The 26321-nt window shown below is 47.6% G+C and carries 20 protein-coding genes; 4 read left to right on the forward strand and 16 right to left on the reverse strand.

Annotation, left to right across the window (positions count from 1 at the left end; genetic code table 11):
* Positions 1-22: 22 nt before the first annotated feature.
* The 9 genes from MIC7113_RS20310 to MIC7113_RS20350 all read right to left on the reverse strand — a co-directional run bounded on the left by MIC7113_RS20310 (position 23) and on the right by MIC7113_RS20350 (position 11252).
* Positions 23-724: a class I SAM-dependent methyltransferase gene (locus tag MIC7113_RS20310; protein ID WP_015184054.1), complete on the reverse strand. Its 702-nt coding sequence runs from the start codon at positions 722-724 to the stop codon at positions 23-25.
* A gap of 23 nt (positions 725-747) precedes the next feature.
* A complete protein-coding gene (locus MIC7113_RS20315) occupies positions 748-1548 on the reverse strand; it encodes a PhzF family phenazine biosynthesis protein (RefSeq protein WP_015184055.1) in 801 nt (266 codons plus the stop codon).
* A gap of 40 nt (positions 1549-1588) precedes the next feature.
* A complete protein-coding gene (locus MIC7113_RS20320) occupies positions 1589-2359 on the reverse strand; it encodes a phosphatase PAP2 family protein (RefSeq protein WP_015184056.1) in 771 nt (256 codons plus the stop codon).
* Positions 2360-2608: 249 nt separating this feature from the next.
* Positions 2609-2872 carry a DUF7219 family protein gene (locus tag MIC7113_RS20325; RefSeq protein WP_015184057.1) on the reverse strand — a complete coding sequence of 88 codons (264 nt, stop codon included), beginning with the start codon at positions 2870-2872 and terminating at the stop codon, positions 2609-2611.
* A gap of 186 nt (positions 2873-3058) precedes the next feature.
* Positions 3059-4798 carry a diflavin flavoprotein gene (locus MIC7113_RS20330; protein ID WP_015184058.1) on the reverse strand — a complete coding sequence of 580 codons (1740 nt, stop codon included), beginning with the start codon at positions 4796-4798 and terminating at the stop codon, positions 3059-3061.
* 88 nt (positions 4799-4886) lie between these two features.
* Complete coding sequence (locus MIC7113_RS20335) at positions 4887-5264, reverse strand: GxxExxY protein (RefSeq protein ID WP_015184059.1); 378 nt, start codon at positions 5262-5264, stop codon at positions 4887-4889.
* A gap of 51 nt (positions 5265-5315) precedes the next feature.
* On the reverse strand, positions 5316-9044 hold the full coding sequence (locus tag MIC7113_RS20340) for a two-partner secretion domain-containing protein (RefSeq protein WP_015184060.1): 3729 nt from the start codon (positions 9042-9044) through the stop codon (positions 5316-5318).
* A 64-nt stretch (positions 9045-9108) separates the two neighbouring features.
* Positions 9109-9474: a hypothetical protein gene (locus MIC7113_RS20345; protein ID WP_041780146.1), complete on the reverse strand. Its 366-nt coding sequence runs from the start codon at positions 9472-9474 to the stop codon at positions 9109-9111.
* 59 nt (positions 9475-9533) lie between these two features.
* Complete coding sequence (locus MIC7113_RS20350; RefSeq protein WP_015184062.1) at positions 9534-11252, reverse strand: diflavin flavoprotein; 1719 nt, start codon at positions 11250-11252, stop codon at positions 9534-9536.
* A gap of 453 nt (positions 11253-11705) precedes the next feature.
* On the opposite strand from MIC7113_RS20350, the gene MIC7113_RS20355 reads away from it, so the two are divergent.
* Together MIC7113_RS20355 and MIC7113_RS20360 are read left to right on the forward strand one after the other, a co-directional pair.
* Complete coding sequence (locus tag MIC7113_RS20355) at positions 11706-12725, forward strand: CBS domain-containing protein (protein ID WP_015184063.1); 1020 nt, start codon at positions 11706-11708, stop codon at positions 12723-12725.
* A gap of 7 nt (positions 12726-12732) precedes the next feature.
* The gene (locus MIC7113_RS20360) at positions 12733-13533 is read left to right on the forward strand and encodes a pantothenate kinase (protein WP_015184064.1); all 801 of its coding nucleotides are present in this window, start codon (positions 12733-12735) and stop codon (positions 13531-13533) included.
* Between the two features lie 13 nt (positions 13534-13546).
* Here the strand turns inward: MIC7113_RS20360 and MIC7113_RS20365 are convergent, their stop codons facing one another.
* Together MIC7113_RS20365 and MIC7113_RS20370 are read right to left on the reverse strand one after the other, a co-directional pair.
* Positions 13547-14386, reverse strand: coding sequence for an alpha/beta fold hydrolase (locus MIC7113_RS20365; protein ID WP_015184065.1), 840 nt, complete (start codon positions 14384-14386; stop codon positions 13547-13549).
* A 137-nt stretch (positions 14387-14523) separates the two neighbouring features.
* A complete protein-coding gene (locus MIC7113_RS20370; protein ID WP_015184066.1) occupies positions 14524-14979 on the reverse strand; it encodes an NUDIX hydrolase in 456 nt (151 codons plus the stop codon).
* Between the two features lie 428 nt (positions 14980-15407).
* Here MIC7113_RS20370 and MIC7113_RS20375 point away from each other — a divergent pair, with 428 nt between their 5' ends.
* Entirely contained in the window at positions 15408-15596 is a 189-nt protein-coding gene (locus MIC7113_RS20375) for a hypothetical protein (RefSeq protein WP_015184067.1), read from the forward strand.
* A gap of 203 nt (positions 15597-15799) precedes the next feature.
* Here MIC7113_RS20375 and argH read toward each other — a convergent pair whose 3' ends face one another.
* From argH to MIC7113_RS38710, 5 genes are all read right to left on the reverse strand, one after another.
* Positions 15800-17197 (reverse strand): argininosuccinate lyase, encoded by a 1398-nt coding sequence (gene argH / locus MIC7113_RS20380; protein WP_015184068.1) that lies wholly within the window; start codon positions 17195-17197, stop codon positions 15800-15802.
* Between the two features lie 132 nt (positions 17198-17329).
* Complete coding sequence (locus MIC7113_RS20385; RefSeq protein WP_015184069.1) at positions 17330-17578, reverse strand: hypothetical protein; 249 nt, start codon at positions 17576-17578, stop codon at positions 17330-17332.
* A 27-nt stretch (positions 17579-17605) separates the two neighbouring features.
* Entirely contained in the window at positions 17606-19063 is a 1458-nt protein-coding gene (locus tag MIC7113_RS20390) for a GAF domain-containing SpoIIE family protein phosphatase (protein ID WP_041780148.1), read from the reverse strand.
* Between the two features lie 925 nt (positions 19064-19988).
* A complete protein-coding gene (gene mraY, locus MIC7113_RS20395) occupies positions 19989-21113 on the reverse strand; it encodes a phospho-N-acetylmuramoyl-pentapeptide-transferase (protein ID WP_015184071.1) in 1125 nt (374 codons plus the stop codon).
* A 309-nt stretch (positions 21114-21422) separates the two neighbouring features.
* Positions 21423-21548 (reverse strand): hypothetical protein, encoded by a 126-nt coding sequence (locus tag MIC7113_RS38710; RefSeq protein WP_256374763.1) that lies wholly within the window; start codon positions 21546-21548, stop codon positions 21423-21425.
* A gap of 244 nt (positions 21549-21792) precedes the next feature.
* Between MIC7113_RS38710 and MIC7113_RS33630 the strand changes: the two genes are divergently transcribed.
* Complete coding sequence (locus MIC7113_RS33630) at positions 21793-26292, forward strand: PAS domain S-box protein (RefSeq protein ID WP_015184072.1); 4500 nt, start codon at positions 21793-21795, stop codon at positions 26290-26292.
* Positions 26293-26321 lie beyond the last annotated feature (29 nt).

The following is a 26321-nucleotide window of genomic DNA, read 5'->3' on the forward strand; positions in this document are numbered from 1 at the left end:
AATTTTAGCCAGAGGGGAGATATCACAAGGATTGGGTTGTTAACTGGTGACTGGAAAATCCCCCAAAGACGGCAAAGCTGAAATTTTTGTACCAGCAATCCACATCTTGGAAACCTGCCGCTTCCAGCCAACCCAATTGTGCCTCAAGGGTTGCCATGCGATCGTATTCCATGCGTTTTTGGGCGGCTTTGAGTTCCTCGTCTGAAATACCGAGGGTACGGACTGAATCCAGCCACTGTTGTCGATAGCGCTTCTCTAAGGGGGGTGTCTTTCCCAAGACTTGGTCGGCATTGATGAACATACCCCCAGGCTTCAGCGCTTGGTAAATCCGCTGATAAAGACGCTTTTTATCCAAGTCGGACAGGTGATGGATGGATAAACCAGAAATCACAAGGTTATATGGGCTGTCCCAATCACTTTCGACATAATCAGCTATCAGGATTTTTGGGGACTTGCCCATCTTGCTAAATCGGCTCTTCGCTTTTTCTAACATCTCAGGGGCTAAGTCGAGCAGCGTGAACTCGGCATTCGGGAAGAGCGACTGAACCATACCTGAATACAGTCCGGTTCCTGCGCCCAAATCAAGTATCTTTAGGGCTGCACTGCGTTCAAAAGGGATAATTTCAACCGCTGTTCTGTAGAAGTCATCAAAGCACGGAATCAGGATGCGCCGTAATCGATCATAATCAGCGGCGGCGGCATTAAACGCTTGTTGAATGTTCACGTTAGCTGTTCTCCATTCCCCGATCAAGTGGCGATTAATTCGCCTCGCAGTACGGTAACCGCTTGTCCGGCGAGAAAAACGCGATCGCTTCCGGTATAGCGGACTTTCACCACCCCACCCCGACTGGATGCCTGATAAGCTAAGAATTCATCCTTACCAAGGCGATCGCGCCAGAAGGGAGCAAGGCAGCAATGAGCCGCTCCCGTTACTGGGTCTTCATCAATGCCTACGCCAGGTGCAAAGAAGCGAGAAATAAAATCATAATCCGAATCCTGGCTAGCTAAGCTGGTGACAATAACTCTGCCATGGTGCAAGGTTTTGAGTAGCTGGAAATTGGGTTGCATTTGCCGCACCCATTCTTCAGACTCCACTTCTACCAAGTAATCTAAAGCCGTTTGAAAGACCGATTTGATCGGTACACCCAAGGCTTGAGCGAGTTCGGGAGAGGGGATTGTTTCTTGTGAGCGATTTGCCGGAAAATCCAACTCAATCCAATCTCCTTGGCGCTTGGCAATGAGCAAGCCACTTTTGGTATAAAAACGAGCCACTGCCTCCGACGGTAAATGTCCTTCTGACCAAAGGACATGAGCACTGGCTAGGGTAGCATGACCACAAAGCGGGACTTCTACTGTCGGGGTAAACCAACGTAAATTGAAGCCATCATCCTGCCTGACGAGAAAAGCCGTCTCTGATAAATTCATCTCCCTGGCTACGTTTTGCATCCAACCTTCATCCTGGGAAGCAGGCAAAACACAAACCGCCGCAGGGTTTCCGGCGAAGGGTGTATCGGTGAAAGCATCGACCTGAATGATGGTTTGTCTCATGGGGTTGCTCCGGTAGAGTGCAAGAACGTGATGGAAATCTCTACTTCGTTTTCTCCGTTACAGCCTCTTCTTCCATCGGTGTTAGCTGATCGGCATGATCAGGCTCTCTATCCTGTGCCACCCCTAATTTAGTTAAATTGGGTCTAATCAGTAAACTCACGCCAATCGCCCAAGCAATCGAAACCATCCAACCGGCGAGAATATCACTGGGATAGTGAACTCCTAGATAAAGACGTGTCCAGCCAATGGCAAGCACAAATACGCTTCCAATTATCCCAACTGGCAAGCGCCAACGGCTGTTCCAAGTCAGAATGACCAAAGCCGCTACCAGTGTCATACTCGACATGGCATGACCACTAGGGAATCCATAGTCAAACTCTGGAGCGGGTGAAGTCCATAGGTGGGGACGTACTCGATGTAATAATACTTTGGCAGTGCGGTTAATGATGATGCTGCCGAAGAGAGTGGTGAGTAAGTAAGTTAGCGATCGCCACCGTCGCCGCAGCAATAATACTAGCCCGATCACACTGGCGACGGGAAACACGCCCCAAAATACCCCTAGCTTTGTCAGAATGGTCGCGAAACCATCCATTTGGGTTGAGGATGTGCTATGAACCGCCAGCAGAATAGGGACATCCCAAGGAAAGCCGCCTTCATTCTCCCAAACCTCTTCTGCTAGCTCCCCAAAAACTTGTAAGGGTAAATAGACGCCAATAAATAGAAGGAGCAAAGAGCGCCAATGAGCAAGGAGCAGCTTTTTGCCAAAGCTCAGGAAAGACTCAAGAAATGCCCTAAAATCTAGTTCAAACATTTGCAAAAGCTAAACGAGAGTACAGACGCCTCTTGACAGTTTTTTATAGAGGAGTGACTTGAGCCTCGTAGCTTCCTGGCAGCAATCGTTGCAGCTCTTCGTCCTGATGGGTAATGCCATTCTGGCAGCCAGAATGGCAATATTCTAATCCTTCTTGTTACGGTATAGCGACAAAGATGCTACTTCGCAAATCCTTATGCTTAGACTCTTTATTCCAACTCTTATACAGAGTACCGACTAATTGAAGAATTATGTTGATTCTTGAGATAGATTTTTCCCAATCCCTAACGCTTTCTTGCTGTGCTTCAACTGTTTCCACAAACCTTTAATTTTCGTATAAGCCTCCTCCGGAGAAAGCTTTCCTCCCGTCTCTAGAGACGAGATGTAAGAGACATTCTGAGCAAATTCTTGCAAATTGGCATTGAAGGTTAGATGCTCTGGTGTAAACCGTCCGTAGTATCGGCTCTGAGGATAGAGAAAGCTGTTCTTGCTCATCCGAGCTGAATCTGCCATAGCTACCTCCTATCGAGAGTAAATATCAATATTAACAGATTTCCTTTACCTATTCTTAACCCTAAATTAACCTAACAACCAGAGTCCAGAAGAGGATTTTGGTAAAACGCCTTCTTTGACCTCAGTCCGCCTCAAACAGGGGCAGTGTTTCTTGCGTAGTCTTGTGCTGCCCCTGTCTCTTAGGAATTAGTAATGAGTGCCTGATTTCCGATGATGCACAGCAGTGACGCCGTCGGGTTGTAGTAGTTGACCCTGTTTAACAACCCCATAGATGACCCAGTGATCACCACATTCCATGCGATTTTCTACCGTACATTCTAAATAGGCGAGAGCGTCGCTTAGAATCGGGCAACCATTCTCTGCCTCTTGGCTTGCGACCCCAGCAAATCGGTCTTCTCCAGGGCCAAAGGGTTTGAGGAAGTGCTTCATTAAGCCCAAATGCTTGCCCTGTGCCAGAATATTCAAGACAAAGGAGCCGCCCGTGTGCATCAGCGACTCAATCGCCCGGTCTTTGGCAACAGCAATGGTGAGTCCAGGAGGCGTAAAGGTAGCTTGAGAAACCCAGTCAGCCAGCATCGCCCCTGAGAGTTCCCCCTGCTTGGTTGTCACAATACACAAAGAGCCGATTAAACGTCCCACCGCTTGCTCGGTACGGGCGGCTTGGGACTCACCGACAGGTTGCCGGGGGGTGCGGGCTTTTTTGGCTTTCTTCAGGGCTTGGGCAAAGTCAGTACCCGCTTCTTCACAGTATTTGAGGGTGACCTCGTTGGGCTTAAATTTAACTCGAATGGTCTCAAAGCCAAATTGGTAACCCGCATCGCTGAATTTGCTTTCAATTAAGTCAATGGCTTCACCACTCCAGCCGTAGGAACCGAAGACACCCGCGAGTTTGGTTTTACTGGCGGTCGAGAGGACAATTCCCAGTGCGGTTTGGATGGGGGTTGGGGCATGACCGCCCAAAGTTGGAGAACCCATAATAAATCCATCGGCTTTCTCTACCGCTTTCTGAATCTCTGTGGGGTCAGCCGCTTCGCTGTTAATCGCTTCCACCCCAACACCAGCTTTGGTGATGCCCCGTGCGATCGCTTGGGCTAAGGTTCCGGTATTTCCATAGGCTGATGCATAAATCAAGGCTACAGTCAAGTCTTTGGTGGCATTTTCCTCACTCCACTGTCGATAAGACTGAGTCAGGGGGATCAGGCTATAGCGGACCAAAGGGCCATGACCCGTGGCATAAAGCCGTGCCGGGAAGTCCGTTAGTTTGTCTAACGCCTTTTCCACTTGCTTGGCGTGGGGTGCCATGAGGCAATCGAAGTAATAGCGTCGGTCTTCGCTAATGGTTGTCCACCCTTCATCCATGACCTGGTCACCACAGACATGGGCACCAAACAGCTTATCGGTGAAGAGAATTTCGGTTTGGGGGTCGTAGGTACACAGTGAACCAGGCCACCGGGGGCTGGGGGTTAGGATAAATTGCAGGTTATGACCTTGCCCTAAATCCAAGGTGTCGTCACCTCGCACGACCTCAATTTTCAGTTCTTGGTCTGGCAAGAGAGTGCGTAGATTAATTGAAGCTGGATTGGAGCAAACGAATGTAACTTGAGGTGCGAGTTCGAGCAGGGCTTTGAGGGTAATGGCTCGGTTGGGATTGACGTGACCGAGAATGATGTAATCTAACTCGGTTGGGTTGAGGCGTTGTTGGAGTGCGGCGAGAAAAATTTCGGTGAAGGATTCACCCGGTGGGTCAAAAAGGGCAATTTTATCCGCTCGAATTAGGTAAGAGTTGGCGGTGGTGCCACGTTGCAGGGCATACTCGATTTCAAACTTGAGTCTATCCCAAGTGCGCGATCGCAATACAGTGGTTTGTGCACCAATGGGGAGAACTTGAACATCTCTTTGTTTGGTTTCGGGTGTGACTGTGACCATGTTTGTGTCTCTTAATTAGGTTGTTATTGATAGAATTTTTTTTAACGCAGAGGGGCGCAGAGGGAGGCGCAGAGGGACGCGGAGGGGGTTAGAGGTTGTTGACGAGGCGTTTGATGCCGTCTTTTAGGTGGGGGACGTTGAAGTTGATGAGGAGTCCGAGTTTACAGTTGGATAATTTTAGGTAGGTTAGGAGTTGACTGGAATGAATGGGATGTAGAGATTCGAGAGATTTGATTTCAACAATAATTTTGTTTTCGACCAGTAAATCGACTCGATAGCCACACTCTAGATGAACATTTTCATAGACTAAAGGCAAAGGTTTTTGTTTTGCCACATTTAATCCAGCCTGATAAAGTTCATAGTACAAACACTCTTCATAAGCCGACTCCAACAAACCTGGCCCCAGCGCTGTATGCACCTTCATCGCCAACCCAATAATCCGCCCCGATAACTCATTCTCCCTCATCCTCTTAACATCCTCCGCGTTCCTCTGCGCCAACCTCCGCGTTCCTCTGCGTTAAAAAACCTCTTTTTCCTCCCTCCCCACTACCTCACAGGATGGAGTGATTGACCAAGCCTTATGAGGCGTAACACTAGGTGCTTCAGCCGTGAGGATAACCTCTCCATTGGCACCATATACCCAGCTTTGCGCTTCCACAAGTGGATTGGAAGCCGTCTTGGTGGGATTGATGGGAGCGGTAACCCTAGAGATATTATCTGCCTCAGAGTTGAGGGTTACCCAATCGGGGGTGATGACTGACTCACTTTGTAGGACTTCGTTAGGACTCGGCGGTAAGCCACCCCGTCCTGTAACGACAAAGCTGCTTTTTTGGTCTGCGGCGGCGGGGGTACAACGGCGGTCAATTTGCTGTGAGGCATCGACTATGTTAGTCGGTAACTGAGCTAACCCCCGACTGGGGTCAACATTGGTAAGTAAATCGAGTTGAAAATCACCATCTAAACCAAATTGAGAACTGGCGGTGATATCACTGCTGGCGAGAATGTCGCGTTCTCGGAATGTGAGTCCATAAATGCCTTGAGTTGTGATATTGATATTGCCGCCTCGTCCATTGAAGGCATTGGCGGTGATGTCGCTATCTTCTTTAGGGACGGCAACAACGAAATCTGCATTGATATTGATATTGCCGCCATCGCCACCCGCACCTGCGACTCCTGCGGTGGTGGAGATATTGCTGTCGTTACGCATCAATAATAAATCTCCCACTTGCAGCCTGATATTGCCGCCGTCACCGGATTGGGTAGTGGCTCTGATTGAGGAGCGATTTGCCTCTAAGTTTTGCCGAGTTGAGATGATGATGTCCCCGGCTGTACCAGTTTCCAGATTTTCAGAGGAGATGAAGGCATCAGTCAAAGAAAGGGAGCCAGTGATAATCTGAATGTTACCGCCATCACCCTCTGCTCCTGGTGCCACCGCGCTGAAGGCATCACCCCCATCAAAACGAACGGTATCGGTAGCACTAATCCTCGCATTGCCAGCATTTCCCTGTCCAGCCGTAGTAGCAAATAAGACAGCGCCATTATTCACTTCAAGGGATCTAGCGGTAATTTCAATGTCACCGCCATCCCCTACTGCTCCTGGTGCCACCGCGCTGAAGGCATCACCCCCATCAAAACGAACGGTATCGGTAGCAATAATCTTTACACTGCCAGCGTTGCCCTGTCCCAAAGTGCTAGTAGACAGTCCAGCCAGTCCAGTGCCATTGATAACCTCAAGGGAGCCAGTAGTAATCTCAATGTTACCGCCATCCCCTATCGCTCCCGTATCTACTGAGCTGCCGGCACCACCTCCATTAAAGCGGATGCTATCAGTGGCAGTAATCCGCACACTGCCAGCATTCCCTCGTCCAAAGGTGTTGGCAATTAGGAGAGCCCCATTGCTCACTTCAAGGGAGCCAGTGGTAATCTCAATGTCACCACCATTCCCCACTGCTTCTGGTCTGACAGAGCTGGAAGCTCCACTAATGGTTCCATTACTACCAACGCCATCAAAGCTTACGGTATTACTGGCACTAATTTTCACATTGCCAGCATTCCCCTGACCGCCAGTGTAGGCAAGCAGGAGAGCACCATTACTCACTTTAAGGGAGCCAGTGGTAATCATGATGTCACCGCCATCCCCCACCGCTCCGAGTTGCACCGCACTGATGGCTAAACTGGAGGGCCCATTGCTGCCAACGCCATCAAAGCTGACGGTATCAGTAGCGCTAATCCTCACACTACCAGCGTTGCCCTGTCCATCAGTACTAGCAATTAGCTGAGCGCCATTGGTAACCTCAAGCGAACCAGTGGTAATCTCAATGTCACCGCCATCCCCGACTGCTCCCTCTCTCACGTTGCTGACAGCAGCAGTTGAGAAGCCATTGCTACCGATGCCATCAAAGCTAACGGTATCAGTAGCACTAATCCTCACACTACCAGCGTTGCCCTGCCCATCAGTAATAGCAATCAGTTGAGCGCCATTGGTAACCTCAAGCGAACCAGTGGTAATCTCAATGTCACCGCCATCCCCGACTGCTCCCTCTCCCACATTACTGAAGACGGCACTGGAGAAACCATTGCTACTAACGCCATCAAAGGTAACAGTATTGCTAGCATGAATCCGCGTACTGCCAGCCTTGCCCTCTCCATAGGTACTGGCAGATAGTTGAGCGCCATTAATGACTGATAGGGAACCAGTGGTAATTTCAATGTCACCGCCATCCCCTACCGCTCCTTCTACCACATCACTCAAAGCTGCGCTGGCACGTCCATTGCTACCGATGCCATCAAAGCGCACGGTATCAGTGGCAGTAATCCTTACACTGCCAGCATTTCCCTGTCCAAAGGTTCTGGTATCGAGTTGAGCGCCATTGGTTATAAAAAGTGACCCAGTTGTAATGTTGATACCGCCTGCGTTTCCCACACCTCCCTCTTCCACTGTACTGGCGACTCCCGTAAGGTTTCCATTGCCGCCACCATCCAAGGAAACTGTATTGCTGGCACTTATCATTACACTACCCGCATCACCTTCTCCCCGAGTTAAGGCATTTACTTGACCACCATCGGTGACAGAAAGTGACCCAGTTGTGATGTTAATGTCGCCACCCTTGCCCACCCCTCCAGGTGACACCCCATTCGCAATAAAGCTGAGTTTCCCTGCAACGGTTATTGTCCCTGTCGCATTAATTTCAATGTCTCCTGCCTCGCTCTGGGGTGAACCCAACCCTGACGATATTCCCGCCTGTACTGAACTTCCTCCCAAAACATCTAGGTTTTGGGCATTGATGGCAATACTTCCACCACCGCCAGCTTGTACGTTGACATCAGATGCATTCGTGAGGGATACATTGGCTCTTGCTACATCGGTGGGAAAACTCAAGCGCAGTTCGTTGCCATTCGTATTCAGTCCTACTATTGCGTTCTGAACCACTCCTCCCAATTCAACTCGACCACCTGGAGCGGATAAAAACCCATCATCCAACTTCACATCGCCACCAACTAACAACAAACTCCGACCATCCGGAACCTGAAGCCCAATGGTAGGAGTATCTAACACCGTTGTTGTTGCCGTAGAGCGGTTAATAATTTGCCCCTGATTAGAGAGTTGATTATAAAAGAAGGCATTGGGGTTAATTGCGAGTAAATTGCTGCTCTGAGGTTCAGAAGCACTAAATAGCCCAGTGTCACCCAAGCGAATAGCATTAGCCGTCGTGGCAACGAAAGACCCCCCCACATCCAAGCTGGCCTTTTGCCCGAAGATAATGCCGTTAGGATTAATCAAAAACAAGTTAGGTGTCGATTCCCCAAAGGTTCCAAGCGTACCCAGGATTTGTGATGGATTGCTACCTGTCACCCGCGCCAAAATATTTTGAATATCAGTGTTAGGACTGAAGAAATAAGCTCCTCTACCCGCGCTAACGTTAAATTCCTGAAAGCTGTGGAACAGATTTTGGCCCCGTTGTGTCCCACCCCTAATTGCTTCCACAGGTAAATCGTTAAAGTTGGGTACAACAACGGAACTTTCAGCACCCAGCGTGTTATCCGGTACGATATTGCTCTGAGCAAGGGTACGATGGGGAAAAACAGCGATCGCACAACCTCCCATCAGCGCGATCGCATCGGCAATTCTCCTATCTTGTTTTTTTAACGCAGAGGGTCGCAGAGGAGGGCGCAAAGGGGCGCTGAGGGGGTTAAACTTTATTGACGATGAGTTTAATGATTGCAATAATCTACCTCGATCTCGCATTCTCTGCCTCCCTTCCTCCGCGTCCCTCAGCGCCAACCTCAGCGTTCCTCTGCGTTAAAAACTCCTAATTAGGTTTTTTTGTGAACGACACCAACGGAATCAGCCCTGCAACAATTAAATAAACCGAATTGTCATAGTGACAAATCCACAGGACTATCCCCACTAAAAAACTTATCCCTGAAAAGGCTAATCCATAAATCAATCGGCTAGTTTCCAGAAAACGTCGGTGATTTTCCTCCTTAACCTCCTCATTCTGGCGAAGAATCACCTCGCGCACTCTAGCCCAGTCTAAAGCTTCGTTAGGTGAATCCGATTTTCCTAAACGTTCCTCAACCAATGAAATAGTTTGGGTAAGATTTCGAGGCTTCTGATTAGAAAGGTTGGGTGACGATGATAACGTTATTGCCAGTTCGTCTGGTTTTTCTGACATCCTTGAACCTTTCCCTTTAGGCAGTTGTAGGGTGAGCATTGCCCACCCTACTGAGTGATTTAATAATAATTCCCCACTTTACGATGGTGAACGGCAGTTAGAGCATCGGGTTTGGAAACGCGACCATTATCAACCGTGGCGTACACAATCCAATGGTCGGTGAGTTCCATGCGGCTGACAACATGACACTCCATATAGGCAAGGGCATCTGTCAGAATGGGGGAACCGTTTTCGGCGGGTTGAGTTTTCACTCCAGCAAAGCGATCGGCACCAGGGGGAAAGCGCTTGAGGAAGTGTTTCATTAAGGCTTGGTAGTTGCCTTCTTCTAACACATTGAGGACGAAGCGATCGCCTACATGCATCAAGGACTCAATAGCCCGATCTTTAGCCACGGCAATGGTTAACCCCAAGGGTTGGAAGCTAGCCTGAGATACCCAGGATGCCAACATTGCCCCCTTGATATCACCTTTTTGAGCCGTGATAATGTATAGTCCACCGCTAATCCGTCCCAAGGCTTTATCGAGGTCGCTACCCAGGGCTTTCCGTTGCTTGATGTCGCGATCACGGGTTAACAATTGTCCCATATCTGTACCCGCTTCTTCACAAAGTTGGTACGTGGCTTCTGAGGGTGTATCTTTGACCCGAATGGAAGGAAAAGCTTCTTTCAGTCCCAAATTTCTGAATTGATTGAGTAAGGGATCGATGGGTTCGTCATCTCCCCCGTAGGACTCGAATATGCCAACCACTTGCTTGGACTTCGCCGCTGCCAGTACTGTACCTACAGCCGCCGCCGCTACTTTACTGGAGGCTGGGGGCATTCCAATTGCCATTCCCGCTGCACGCCCCACCATTTCCTGTACTTCTTGGGGATCGGCGGTTTTGAGGTCGATCATTTCCACGCCAACGCCTGTTTTGGTAATGCCTCTGGCAACGGCTTGAGACAGGCGATCGCTATACCCATAATCGGAGACATAAAACACCACCACCGATGTCTCTGCCTTGGCTTGGGCTTGACTCCACTTGCGATAGCGACCGACCAGTTCTGTCACATTATGACGCAGCAAGGGGCCGTGACCATTCGCGACCATCGTCACCTCTCCCAACTGATCCATCCGCTTCAGGGCAGAGAGTACAGAACGCGCATTGGGAGCCATTAAACAATCGTAGTAAAATCGATAATCCGGTTCGATCGCCCTTAAATCTTCATCAAACGTACTGTCTGAGCAGTAGTGCAAACCGAAGGCGTCGCAAGTAAACATCACCTGCGTCCCTGCATCGTAAGTGAAAATAGTGTCAGGCCAGTGCAGATTAGGGGCATTGACAAATTCCAACACATGTCCCTTGCCCAAATCTAGCTTGTCGCCATTTTTAACAATCAGGCGTTCAAAGGGTTGATGCACAAAATCTTCGAGGAACTGAATCGCGACCTTTGACCCCACCACCGTGACTTGAGGCGCAAGCTGGAGGACATCTTTGACTAAACCACTGTGGTCTGGCTCGGTATGGCTAATAATGAGGTAATCAATGTCAGCGGGATTAATCTGTCCTTTTAGGGTGTCTAAATACAGTTGACGGAACTTTTCATGGGAGGTGTCTACTAAAGCCGTTTTCTCACCCCGAATCAAAAACGAATTATATGTTGTGCCATTTTGTAAGCCGAATTCGATATCGAAGCGATCGCGATCCCAGTCCAACGAGCGAATCGTGGTTGTATCGGGGGCAATTTCGCCCGTCTGCATGGTTAATCGTTTTTCGGTTTTCTCGGTCAGCAATACCATTTAATGACTCCTAGTTCAACTACTTGTTACTACTTTTTTAAAAGCTTTTTATTTTGTCTTTATTTTTACACAGGTGACTTGTAAGGCTTGAGAGGAACAAATGATAGTGATGCCAAGAAGCTTGAAAGGTAGGGGCATCAGTTTTTTCGTTTTTAACTATCAATTTTTCAGATTTTGCTCATAGACTCTTGCCTAGGCTTGGAGGTTTGGCACCCTTGTGTATTAAAGGCAGTTTGTTAAACTGTTACTCTTTGTATAGTAGCTGAGTAAAAATACTTATGACAACCAACTTGTCTTAACCGATCATCAGTGGTGATGACGAAGTCCTCTTGTCACCCCTGTGGAGAAGACTGGATATAACCAGGGTCTAGGTTTGGTTGATCGCCTCGAATTTTCAACAGCTTTGACCATTCTTCGACGTTTTAAGATTGCCTGCACCCCTATCGATTAACCATGCAACCTAACGATCCACTGATTTATTCCCCCGCCTTAGAGGAAGCCATTGATCGTAACCCCCTGATTGTGACACCAGACACCTTACTATTAGACGTGATCGCATTAATGAGTCAGGCACGAGGGAGTCGTTGTTCGCTGACTGAGGCGAATACTCCCTTAGAGTCAATCCCTAGCTATGAGGGGCACTCTAGCAGTGTTTTAGTCATGGAGGACAACCAGTTACTAGGAATCTTTACAGAACGGGATATCGTGTGGCTCACCGCTGATGGCATACCCTTCGAGGGCATAAAAATTTCTGAAGTAATGACTCAGCCAGTGCTAACCATGCCTGAATCGAATTTTCAGGATGTCTTTGCTGCCATATTCCTATTTCGTCGGAATCAGGTTCGCCATCTGGTGATTGTGGACGATCAAAATCAACTGATGGGAATTGTCTCACAAGAAAGCATTCGTCGTATGCTTCGACCCGCCAACCTGCTGAAGTTGCGGCGTGTGTCAGAAGTGATGACAACTCAGATGATTCATGCCCCGGCAACGACTTCCGTATTAAATTTAGCCCGACTCATGGCAGAGCAACGAGTCAGTTGTGTTGTGATTACACAAGAAAATGGCTATGGAGGGTTTTTTCCGCTAGGGATTGTGACAGAGCGAGATATTGTGCAATTTCAAGCTCTCAGGCTGAATTTAGCCCAGACGTTAGCTCAAACCGTGATGAGTACACCGCTATTTTTGCTCCACCCCCAAGATACGTTATGGAAAGCTCATCAGGAGATGCAACGACGGCGTGTTAGACGATTGGTGGTGTCGTGGGATTTGGGAAGAGGGTGGGGAATCATTACTCAAAGCAACCTGATGCGAGTGTTCGATCCGGTGGAAATGTATGGTGTAATCGAAATATTGCAACGAACCATCGAGCAGTTAGAAGCGGAAAAAGCTGAACTCTTGCAAAGTCACAAAGCTGAATTAGAGCAACACCTGCCCTACCTTCCAGCTCAATTGAACCAACAGGCTGATTGATATCCCCGTGAACGAAAGCTGGCTGGCGTTAATGATTGGAAATTCCCGCTTACACTGGGCTTGGTTTATCGGTAACACCCTTCAGGAAGCCTGGGATACAAAGCATTTACCAGCGTCAGCTATTCAGCAGCTCATTCAGTATGGGGTGTCCGGCATTTTGCCAGATGCAATCCTTCCACCTCAAGTGGTTTCTGGGCAATTATCGGACACAATCAACGTGTTACCTCTCTATCTCGCTTCGGTGGTTCCCAGCCAGACAACGCTTTGGCAAACCTACCCATCGGTAAACGTGATTACCCTAGCCCAAGTCCCCCTTTTGGGACTTTATCTTACCTTGGGAATTGACCGTGCCCTGGCGTTATTGGGTGCAGGTGAGACGTTGGGTTATCCGGTGCTAGTGATTGATGCAGGTACGGCACTGACATTGACGGGTGCGGATGCTGACTGTCAGTTGATCGGGGGAGCCATTTTACCGGGGCTGGGGTTACAGTTAAAGTCTCTAACACGAGACACCGCCGCCCTACCTGCCACCCAACTCCCCACCCAGCTACCGCCCCGTTGGGCAATGCAGACAGCGTCAGCGATTGAGAGTGGTGTGATTTACACGGTATTGGCGGGAATACGAGAGTTTATAGAAGACTGGCAATCTCGGTTCCCTACGAGTCAAATCGTTCTTACGGGCGGCGACTCACCTGTACTGCTGAGCTATCTTCAATCCCTGTATCCTGAAATGGCACGTCATGTCATCTGTAACCCCCACTTGATTTTTGGGGGAATCCAGTCAGTGAGGTTGAAAATGGCAAGTTAGGAAGTTAGCCGATTCAGCCTTCAACTTCAACCTTCAATCCTTCAACCCGATTGACAAAATCATGAATATGCCCAGCTAATAAACCCGGTAAGGCTTCGGGTAAGTTATTCTCCCCTGATTCAACCATTTGGAAGTGGGCTTTGGGAATTTGGGTGGCATAGACTTGAGATTGGGCGATCGCATCCGGAGCATCTTGTGCCCCCTGCAAAATCACCGTCGGCACATTAAGCCATTCGAGTTGTTCTTGCAATAATTCCGCTTGAATTTCTGCTCTCCGTCGTTGGAATAAAAGCTTGCAGGCGGTGGGTGAACTGAGGATTTGTTTGCGCCATTTTAGCGTTCGCTCAATGGATTGGTGACGCCCGAACAACCCTGCTAGGGGATGGAGGCAGCGCAGAATGAGATAGGCGATGGGGGGACGCCCAATCAACCACTTTGTCCATCCTCCACTCTGGCGCTTTCTGGGTGTCTGAACGCCTTCGGGTGCGATTAACATGAGACCGTTAACATTTTCCCGATGTTTCAACGCATAACTCGCTGCAATCCAGCCGCCCAAAGAGTGACCGACTAAATACACCTCTGGTAAATGTAATGCCTCTAGATATTGAAACAAACACTCAACTTCTAATTGGATCGAGTAGTGGAGTTTAGCTCGTTCAGATTCGCCAAACCCTAACAAGTCAAGGGCAAAGCAATGGTAATGCTCACTTAACTGATCGATCACAGGTAGCCACTGACTGCCATCGTGCCAAGAGCCATGGAGAAATACGAGAATCGGCCCTCGACCGACTTCACGCCAGAAAACTTGCCCTAAGGGTAGCCTAATTCGAGAATTGCGTAAGGGTAGATTCATCCTGAGCTTAGGGTCTTATTTCAGAATTGGACAGGTCAAGAGAGGGGATGGAGGATGGAGAGAAGGAGACACAGGAACACAAAGACACCAAGACGCTCTTAATTTTCCAGCCAGTCTGTTCCGGTTGCCATCGGTGCTTAAGCGAAGGTTGTCTTGCCATCGAAGTAGTCCTGCATCTGTTGGTCATGGTCATGGCTAAGCTCACCTAGGGGGATAGCTGAGCGGTCAAACGCTTTGACATCACTGATTTCTAAGGTATCCTGGACTTGCATTGTTCCTTGAACATCGGCTTCTACTACAACACAGATGGAATGAATCCTGGGATCGCGATCAGGCGCAGAGTAAATCCCAACCAATCGACGAACCTTGAGCAACTCTAAGCCGGTCTCTTCTTTTAACTCACGCGTTACGGTGGTTAGTAAATCTTGACCCCAGTTCACCATTCCTCCTGGTAGTCCCCATTTACCATTGTCACGACGCTGGATCAGCACAATTTGCCCATTCGGCAAAATCGGGATGATACTCGTACCCGTGACAGGATGGCGGAATATAATTCCCAATACCGTTTGCACAAATTGCCATGTTCGACGCATTACAAAAAAAGGCTATTTTTGCCTCGTGAATAGGTTGCTTACAGACTGTTATCATAGTCTCTACAGATACCCCTTCGGTAACCCCAGCGCCGGAAAAATCACTTTTTTGATGCCACTGATAATCTCCATTGACCCAAAAATCGGTCGGGTGTGTAGATTGGCTTTTGTTAAAATAGCTGAAGTGTCTCAGCAAAACTCGGCGGTTTCTTTCACTTGGTGCTTCAGAAAGGATGATACTCCAGGATCGGGTCAATCCAGCTAAACTTCAGACTCCTAGTTGGTTATAGTACCTGGCTCTTGTTTAGCATTTTTATGCTGTCAGTTTTCAGACTGCCACCTTCTGATGAGCAACACTGATAAGATAGACAAGCCAAGCTGAATCTTTCGCAAGAGTTTGCGAGGCATATTTTTTTATCAATGAGGTAAACATGGCAAAGCGCCGTAACCAAAAGAAAGAAAAGGCGCAACGGAATCAAGCCTACGCCCGTAAGTTTCGTAAACGTAAAAATACGGGTCGTTTCTCTAAAAATCGGCGGTATAACAGACCTCCGGCTGAAGAGGAGCAGGATGAAAACAGTGAACTCGGAGACGGCGTTCAAAAAACTCAAATGCGCTAACGAAGGCTGATAAGGATACTCTCCTCCTGAGCCGTTGCCTGGTGGGCACATTTAAGCGGCTTTGAGGAAGGCTGAGTTGGGCATCATCATAGTACCGATACTATGGATGCCCACCTTCTACCTTAAGACTCGCCCCCCAAACAAAAATGGAAAGAGGGCGAGTTCAATATTTGATAGAATTTCCTGCGATTGCTATAGCGCCTTTAGGATGACGAGCCTGAGACAAGGCGATCGCGTGCCTCTTGTAGAGCTTGACGTACCTGCTCAAAACCCGTACCGCCATAGCTGTTACGTGCCGCAACCACCTGAGTGGGTGCGATCGCTTGATAAATATCACCCTCAAAGGCTGGGTGCAGTGCCTGCCATTCCTCCAGGCTTAAATCCTTGAGCAATTTATCACTCTGGAGGCAAGTCCTCACCACCTTACCCACTAAGTTGTAAGCTTCCCGAAAAGGAATACCTTTGGAGGCTAAATAATCGGCAACATCGGTGGCGTTAGAGAAGTCTTCATCCACAGCTTCTGCTAACCGTTCGCTCTTGAATTCCATGCCCTCCCGCAACAGAATGGTCATGGCTTCGAGACATCCTGTCACGGTTTTAACCGTGTCAAACAGCGCTTCTTTGTCCTCTTGCAAGTCTTTGTTGTAAGCCAGAGGTAACCCTTTCATCAACACCAACATGGCTTGGAGATGCCCGAAGACACGCCCTGTTTTCCCCCGTACCAGTTCCGGCACATCCGGGTTTTTCTTTTGGGGCATGATACTGGAGCCAGTGGAACAGGTGTCTTTGAGAGTCACAAAGCCAAATTCCTGAGACGCCCAAAGAATAATTTCCTCGGATAATCGGCTCAGGTGTACCAGAATTAAGCTAGCAGCGCACAGGAATTCGATCGCAAAATCGCGATCGCTCACCCCATCCAAACTGTTACGATACACCCCCGCAAATTCCAAGAGCGAGGCGGTATAGTGGCGGTCGATGGGAAACGTTGTCCCCGCTAGCGCCCCACATCCCAAGGGAGAAGTATTCACTCGCTGCGCGATCTCGCCCAGGCGCTCCCAGTCCCGCTGGAGCATTTCAAAGTAAGCTAGAAGGTGATGAGCTAAACTCAGCGGTTGGGCACGTTGTAGGTGCGTGTAGCCGGGAATTAGAGTTTCTACGTTGGCTTCGGCAATGTTGAGGAGGACGCTTTGGAACTCACGCAACTGGATACGAATTTGGCTAATTTGAGCGCGGAGGTAGAGTCGGGTATCGGTACCCACTTGGTCGTTGCGAGATCGCGCCGTGTGCAACTTTTTCCCCACATCTCCGGCAATCTCCGTCAGGCGTCGCTCCACCGCAAAGTGAACATCCTCGGCATCAATACCGGGATTAAAGTTGCCTTGGCGGTATTCTTGGCGAATTTGTTCTAAACCGGCGACGAGTTTCTCCCCCTCTTCTGGGGAAATAATGCCGGTATGAGCCAGCATTTTGGCATGAGCCACAGAACCCGTGAGGTCGTACTCAATCAATTCAATATCGAAGCCAATACTGGCATTGAAGCAAGCGATGGCTGGATGTAGCGCGGATTCAAACCGTTGGCTCCAGGTTGTTTGTTCAGTCACAGTTGGAAAGTTTGAAGATTAAAGGTGTGGAAGTTAAAGGTTAAAGGTTTGAAGGTTAAAGGTTTTGAAGATAACCTATCAACAGTTTTCCTTGGTAACGGGCAACCTGCTAACCTTCAATCTGCAACCTTTTCAAAAGGTAGTGAAACTCTTAATGAAGTAACCCATGATCAGCCCGATCAGCAATGCCCAGGCTTGACCTGTTCTCACAAAATTATTCCAAGCACTGGCGACCTGACCAAACAAATCAGTATTTGTTTTAAGTTGAGCTAACCCATGCCAATCAACCGAAAATAGATGGCTTGCTCCTTGCAGGGCATCAGACCCCAAACTGATGTGATTGAAAAAAGCGGGTACGGCTTGCATCCCTTCAATGAACATGACGATTATTGCCTTTTAAAAAATGGGTCACTCGGTAGATTTTACCTGCATCACGACCAAGGTCATATCATCTCCGTGAGGGTTTGTTGAACCAATAAACTGTTGCACTTGCTCAAACAGGTAATCCAAAATGGCTTGAGAACCACTGCAATGCTCACACGCCCACTGGAAAGCTTGTATCAGATTTTCCTCATCAAAGCGCTCGCCAGATTGATTTGCCGCATCAGTAAACCCGTCGGTGTAGTAAATGATTGTATCTCCAGGGGCTAACTGCACTTGAGCATCTTCATACTGAGAATCGGCCTCTAGGCCAATCAGCATACCCTCGGTATCTAAGCGATGGATGGATTGGGTTGATGCCTGCCACAAGAAGGGTGGATTATGGGCGGCATTACTATAAGTCAGAAGTTGCGTCTGAGGGTCGTACTCGGAATAGAACAGCGTGACAAACCGATGGGAGTTTTCCAAGTCAGCATACATTACCCGATTCAAGTGCTCTAAAATCCGCCCTGGGGAGTGACGATTTAGAACTTCTGCTCGGAGCATCCCTCGCGTCATCGTCATAATCAAGCCAGCGGGGACGCCTTTCCCCATGACATCGCCAATCACAACACTCCAAGGCAAAGAGGCTCGTTTGCAGTCTGTTACTTCTTGATCATCGGGCTTTTTAGAACGGAATTGGTCGTAGTTGGCGGGAATAAAATCGTAGTAGTCGCCACCGACTCGGCTAGCGGTTTTACACATCGCCGCCAATTCCACCCCCTCAATCTCAGGACATTGGCGCGGTAGAAGGCGCAGTTGAATTTCCGCACCAATTTCTAACTCTCGATCCAACCGCTCTTTCTTACGCAGTTCGACGGTAAGTTCATCATTAGCGATGGCAACGGCGGTTTGGTCGGCGACCAATCGCACTAATTTCTGTCGCGTTGGAGTCCAGTTGTAATTAGAATCATGGCTAAACACATAAAGACGACCTCGCTCGCTATTGCGAATCAGAATTGGTGTCCCAAATAGCTGCACATCTGCTCCTAGGCTTTGGCTCACCTGATCATCGAGGGATGTCTGAAGTAGTTCTAAGGGTACGGGTGCATTCGAGTCAGTTCCCCCATCACTGTTCGTTGCTCTGACTTCACGGGTTGCCTTTTCAATCGCTTTACGAATATTGTTACAAGCTTGGCTTTCTTGGCAATGTAGCTGCTCTAGCCTAACTTGACCGTTGGGCTTGAACAAAATTAAAGCACCACCATCGGCATCCGTTACCCGCGCCGCCATCAATGGAATCAACTCCAAAAATTGATTCAAATTGTTAAAGCTTCGTAGGGCAAACCCTAGTGAGCTCAACAAATCTTGAATCTTGTGTTGTTCCCGGTGTAAGCGTGCCACTAGTTCTTTCAGGGCAGAAACAGGTGTTCCTTCAGCAGTAGTTTTATGGCTATTGCTGTCAGTTGAGCTTGAGGGTTGGCGCGGAGCAGGCCGTGCTGTCATAGCATCAGGCGTAGGGAACATTTATTCAGTAGAGAAACAATTAATCTAATCTATTGCCAGGAATAGGAATCAGGTATCTTCTCAAGTGTTGTGAGGTCACTTCACTGTTAAGCCAGAGACTCCACAAGCTGCATTGGACTTTCCGGACATTCCCCCATAGAAATTTATTCAATGAGAGAGCTATCGAAAAACTGTATGGAATCATACAGTACCACGGCTTGCCCTTGTGAGCTTTCCTGAAACCCATCCCAGCTATTGTATAAGGCATTTACCTAACTTGAGTTGTAAATAATAGCGCCGATTAAGAGCCATGCCAATGTCCGGATGGGATATTTCCAGAATTGTTCGGTTTTCTTTACTAGATGCTGGTTTGAGTATTACAACTCTTCATGAAAAATTGTGTTACTGGAGACTTATCTTACCGAAGTTAGCCGTTTAACGAATCTCTGAGCGCTCCTCTTCTTTCTGATCACAATTCTAGGTTGGCAACTTGGAGTAATTGATAGATCAGCTATAACCCACTGTGTGCATCCGTAGGGAGCCTTACTCCTTAAATTAGCTCTCAAGAATACGTTGTTGTAATACAGGTTCAGGGTATAACAACTTTGGTCAAACTTGGTTTAGACATGCACAGAGCTAGTTCAGCGGATCTGTCTGCAAGTTAGGATTTTATGAGGGGTAATTAACCGGACATGATAGGACGGAGTCAGGGCGGTTCTTCGTTGCGTGTACCACAAGTAAGGGGCACGACATGTCGTGCCCCTTCTTAGCTGAAGTATTCTACTCAATTGAGAATCGCGATCATGATCTGGCTGTAGTCCATATCCATCTAAGGATTGTAAAAAAGCAGGATAAGGACAGTCTTACGCCATTGACAGCACGAGAGAATTTTCCGGGATGTCTTGCGGCGTAAGTCCTAAATTGCTCAACGACCCATCTTCATCGCCAAACTCAAAAACGCGAGAAGACCATTCATTAGATAAAACACACCAACAATCTGTGTTTCTGACCAACCGCTGAGTTCAAGATGGTTATGATACGGTGACATTTTCAATAAACGCTTACCAATGCCATTCCCATCCTTGGTCGCTTTGTAGTAACCCACTTGGGCAATCACGGAAACGGACTCTATAAAGAAAATACCGCTGATGATAAATAAGCCCCAAACGTTTTGAGATAAAAGACCGACAGCGGCTAGTGCTCCTCCTAAGGCCAAAGAACCCGTATCACCCATAAATACCGTAGCTGGGTTGCGGTTATGGACAACAAAGCCCAGGCAAGTGCCAGCCATACAAGCACAGAACACCATTAAACCCGGTGCAGTGGGGCCAACGATCGCGCCCAATCCTAAAAGGGCGATCGCACAAGTTCCGGCTGCCAATCCATCCACACCATCGGTAAGATTGGTAGCATTGCTTTCGGCTACCTGTACAAAAACAGCAAACGGCCAAAACAAGAAGCCTAGGGGTATGGCTAGCCCTAATGGTAAGTTAATAGTGGTGATACTTGCGGATTGGGTGCAAGCCAGCCATAAACAAAACAATGCACCGACGCCCATTTGCAGCGCCAGTTTCGTGCGGGGTGAAATTCCTTTATTGGAACGGCGTCGGACAATTTGCCAATCATCCAGCCAGCCGACTCCAGCATAGGCAAGGGTGACCAAACAGACCGCTAATACAGAGCCAAAGTCTTGCCCCCTCATCACTAATCCTGACCACAGGAGGGCAACAACCACGGCCACGGGAACAAAAAACAGGCCACCCATGGTCGGGGTGCCTGCTTTACGTAGATGTGATTGGGGTCCTTCCTCGCGGATAATCTGCCCCATTTTTAGAGCTTGTAAAAGAGGCACTGCCCAGTAGCCGAGAGCAGCCGTAATGATGGCGCACATCAACAGCGGTAAGGTCATTGAGAAATCTGATATGAGCGATCGCCCCGCTGTCCAATCTAGTATTAATGCTCCCAGGCTCAAACCAATGGTCAGTAACGTCAGAAGTCTGGGACCGGTTGGATTTAACGACCGTCCAGAAGATAACTTTGCATCAACCACAGACTTTTCATTCCTTTATCGAACTCCTCACAATAGACGCAACGAATTGCGTCTTTACGATTCCCGTTTGACCCACGGTACTCATGGGAATCGTAGCATCATATTCGCTGCTTTCAACCTATCGAGAAAGCAAATCTACTTATCGGCGGCGTCAAGTAAGTAACTACAGGTTTAGGTGCACAACAATGAGTTGCGGTAAATCGCTGTAAGTGTAGATTGGCTGGAATTTTCAGGTTCCACAGCTATTACAATGCCACCGCTTCAAAGGCTATGAATGCTTGCAAAATCTAACAATTCCTCGTCCCCAGCCTATTTTTGTTCGTGAAGCTGCACCGTGTTCTTGTGTGGGTCGAAGCTACCCCACTGCTGATGACCTTTGGCAACGAACAGCGAATTAACTCGTTGGTAGTCAGCCGCCTTGACTACTTCTTTCATATCCTCAGAGGCAAGTTCCTGATTATTTAGAGAAATTTCTCTGTAACGTTCGATTGCGGATTACGGGGTTCAATTAGAAGTATGCTTCTATTTTTTTCTGGCTTGCTCATGCAAGTTACAGGCACAACCGCTGAGAAAGAGCTGACCAGAGACATAGACGCCTCTCCTAGTCTCAATTTGTCATCTGCATTAAGGTAGAAATAGAAGGTGAAATCACAAAACTGAATAGGACTCACCCTTGCTCATGCAATCTCTCAATCGCTTAGCTGCCAGAGTCGCGGGAAAGGTTCCCTTGCGAACAGTCCTGATTGTCCCTTTTGTGCTGCAAATCGTCGGGACGGTGGGGTTGGTGGGGTATCTTTCCTTTAAAAGCGGTCAGAAAGCTGTGGAGGACTTGGCACATCAGTTAATGGATGAGGTGGGCGAACGGGTTGAGCAAAATCTGCAACATTACCTGAATGTGCCTAAGCAGATGAATCAAAGCCTTGCAGACGCCATTCGCACCAGGGTTTTGGACTGGAAAAATTTTTCGGGTTTAGAACGCTACTTCGCGCAGCAACTACAAGTCTATGACACGGTGAGTACAGTGGCAATCGCCACTGAGCAAAAAGAATTCCTCGCTGTCGAAAAAGCATTGGCAACAGATGCTTTGATTATCCGAGTGCTGAATAAATCAACGAACTACGCCTTTCACTACTATGCCGCCAATCGTCAAGGCAAGCGAATTAAGCTAACAAAAGTGCGAAATGACTACGATCCGCACAACGATCCACCTCAAGGGCGTCCCTGGTATCAAGCAGCACAAAAAGCCGGTCAAGCCATTTGGCTTCCAGTGGTTAATCTCTCACAGGGAGTCGATCATCCTATATTGACGATGGTTAACTTTTTGCCGTTTGATAATGCAGATGGCAAGTTTCAGGGAGTTTTGGCTGCTGCCGTTTATTTACCTCATTTTGCTACTTTTCTAGAGCAATTGAAAATTGGAGAGACAGGCCAGGTATTCATTATTGATCGCCAAGGATTACTGATTGCCAGTTCTACAGGAGAGACACCATTTCAGCCAAAATTGGAATTAGATTATCTGAAAAATTTGAATCCTCAACAGTGGAGATTGTCAGCTCAAAATAGTAAAAATTATCTCACTCAGGCATCAGTAAAGTTTCTATTGTCTCAGATGAAAAACCTCCATCAAATTAAGCAAAAGAAAAACTTAAATTTCGACTTTTACCACAATCGCTATTTCTTACAGGTGAACCCCGTCTCGAATCAATCTGAGTTGGATGGATTAATTATCACCGTCGTTCCCGAAGCCGACTTTATGAAGCAAATCTATGCCAATACTCGCACCACTAGCTTGTTGTGTATTGCTGCATTAATTGGATCGATAACAATTGGTATTCTTACCGCTCGTTGGATTACCCAATCGATTCTGTGTTTAAATACTTTAGAAGATAAAGTTGCCGAACGGACAGCAGAACTCTCTCATGTTAACGAACTATTAATACAGGAAATTGCCGAGCGCGTATTGATAGAAGGAAAACTGCATAGTTCGACACATCAAGTGCGAACAATTTTCGAGTCAATTACTGATATTGTCCTCATTATTGATGAGCAAAAAAATATACAGATTATACCGACAAAAATACTTGGCTCGTCCAGACACGAGACGGGCTGGCTCAACTCGATAGTCGAGGAATTTTTTCAACAAGAGGACACACAGGAGAGTTGGTTTGCTCAAGTGCGACAGGTTTTGGCAACTCACCAAAGCATCAATTTTGACTATAGTATACGCATTAATAACCGAGACGTTTGGTTTACAGCCTGCCTTTCACCCTTTCCTGATAATTCCGTTGTGTGGGTTGCGCGTGATATTAGCGATCGCAAATTGGCAGAACAAGCCCTAATCGAAAGTGAAGCTCGATTCCAGGCGTTTATGAATTATAGCCCCCTCTTAGCCTGGATTAGCGATGGGGATGGTAAAGTACTCTACTGCAATCGTAGCGTTGAACTTTGGAGCCAGAGAGCGGCTTCTGAACTGATTGGAGAAACGATTTTTGCCCTTCATCCACCGAACATTGCTCAAGAACATCTTGAGAACATTCGCTACGTCATTAATACAAGGGAAGTACTAGAAACCAATGAGTCTGCTTTTACGGCGGATGGCACGCTGCACGATTTTTTGACCTACAAGTTTCCACTGATTGATGCTAACGGGCAATGTTTAGTAGGAGGAATAGCGGCTGACATTACGATTAGAAAACGAGCAGAAGAAACCTTACAGGATAGTCAAGCAAGGCTGCAAAAATTAACCAACAATGTACCGGGATCTATTTATGAGTTTGTGCTGCATCCCGATGGCTCAAACAGTTTGGAATACACAAGTTCAGCCGTTCGGGACATTCACGAGTTAGAGCCAGAACAAGTCCTAGAAAACGCGACGTTATTATTCGATCATATCCATCCCGATGACCGAGCAAGCTATTCCGTCGCGGTCGAAATCAGCGCCCAAACCTTAGAATTATTCCACCATGAATGGCGTATTATCACGCCCTCTGGAAAACTCAAATGGTTGCAAGCCACCTCTAAACCAGAACGCCGAAGCAACGGAGATATTGTTTGGTATGGTGCGGTATTTGATATTACCGACAAGAAGCAAGCCGAGGACGCCTTGCGGGAAAGTGCTAATCGAGAACGGGCGATCGCTCAAGTACTGCAACGAATGCGCCAATCCTTGGATATTAACACCATCTTCAGTACTACAACTGAGGAACTACGGCGAGTTATGAAGTGCGATCGCGTAGTCATTTATCAGTTTAATCCCGACTGGAGTGGCAGATTTGTTGCTGAGTCCGTGGCAAGTGGCTGGAAAACCCTACTCCTGGCACAGAGCAATATCCCTCATCTCACCGATGATATTCTCGAAAGTGAAAACTGTGCCGTCAGAGCCTGGGGTGTTATCAATGAACCCATACAAGATACCTATCTGCAAGCCACTCAAGGCGGTATCTATAGCCAAAGTGACAGCTATCTAGCGAGCGAAGACATCTACAACACTGGATTATCCCCTTGTCATATCAAACTTTTAGAACGATTTCAAGCCAGAGCTTACCTCATTGTTCCAATCTTCTGTGGCAAGAAACTTTGGGGATTATTGGCGTCTTATCACAATACTAGTTCCCGCCCCTGGAGCGCGTCAGAAATCAATACTGTGGTTCAGATTGGCATTCAGTTAGGCATTGCTTTGCAACAGGCTCAATTACTCGCAGAGACTCGACAGCAATCAGTCGCCTTGCAACAAGCTGCCTATGCTGCCGATGCTGCCAACCGTGCCAAAAGTACTTTCCTCGCCAATATGAGCCACGAACTCCGCACTCCCCTCAACGGCATTATGGGTTACGCGCAAATTCTGCAAGGGGATAAAAACTGCACTCCCAAGCAGAAGGAGGGTGTTGACATTATTTACCAATGTGGAACACACCTGCTCACGCTCATTAACGATATTTTAGACCTTTCCAAAATTGAAGCTGAGAGGCTCGAACTCTACCCAGAAGATATTCATCTTCCTACTTTTCTGGCAGAAATGTCGGAAATTTTCAAGCTCAAATCGATACAAAAAGACATTCATTTTACTTATCTTCCTCTCAACTCACTCCCTACAGGAATTCAAGCTGATAACAAGCGACTGCGCCAAGTCTTAATGAACCTTTTAAGTAATGCCGTCAAATTTACTGACAGGGGCAGCGTTACATTCAAGGTTGGGCGAATTGATAATGACAGACAAGAGCAATCACCCATCACCCATCAGCCATCCCCAATCACCAAAATTCGCTTCCAAGTTGAAGATACTGGCATCGGAATACCTCCAGATCAATTAGAAAAGATATTCTTGCCTTTCGAGCAAGTAGGGGATAAGTCACGTCGCTCTGAAGGAACTGGATTAGGGCTAGCCATTAGCCAGAAAATCGTTGAAATGATGGAAAGCAAAATCTGGGTTGAGAGTACGCTTGGGGTGGGGAGCAGATTTTGCTTTGATTTATCCCTACCAGAAATCTTAACTCCGACACTACCAATGAGGGTTAAATCCACCGAAAGCATCATTGGCTACTCTGGCTTGAAAAAGAAAATTTTAGTGGTCGATGACCGTTGGGAGAATTGTGCTGTTCTCATCAATATGTTAGAGCCTATTGGGTTTGAAGTTTTAGAGGCAGCAAATGGACAAGAAGGGTTAGAAAAAGCCCTTGAGTTCCAACCAGATTTGATTTTGGTTGACTTAGTCATGCCCATGATGGATGGTTTTGAAATGACGCGACAATTGCGCCTATTTACTCAATTGAAAGATACAGTGGTTATCGCCATTTCTGCTAATGCTTTTGCACTAGACCGACAAAAAAGCCTTGAATCGGGCTGCAATGATTTTCTTACCAAGCCTGTCCAAGCTGAAGAATTACTAACTAAAATGAAGGACTACTTAAACGTGTCATGGATTTATCAAGAAAGGCGTTGGGAACAAGCAAGCACTAACTCCCCAGAAATGGTGATTCCAGCCCATGAGGAACTTATGAATCTTTATGAAGCAGCGCAGAGCGGAGATATTGAAGGTGTTGAACAAGAGTGTATGCGATTGCAGGACTTAAGCTCGGAGTATATTTCTTTCGTCATCAGGGTACTAAAACTTGCCCAAGCTTTTGAATATGAAGAAATTGCAAAGTTGATTGACCGCTATTTATCCCAAGACTCACAATAGACAAAAGATTTTAAAATTGGCAAAAACTA

The organism is Allocoleopsis franciscana PCC 7113, from assembly GCF_000317515.1.
Taxonomy (GTDB): Bacteria; Cyanobacteriota; Cyanobacteriia; order Cyanobacteriales; family Coleofasciculaceae; genus Allocoleopsis; species Allocoleopsis franciscana.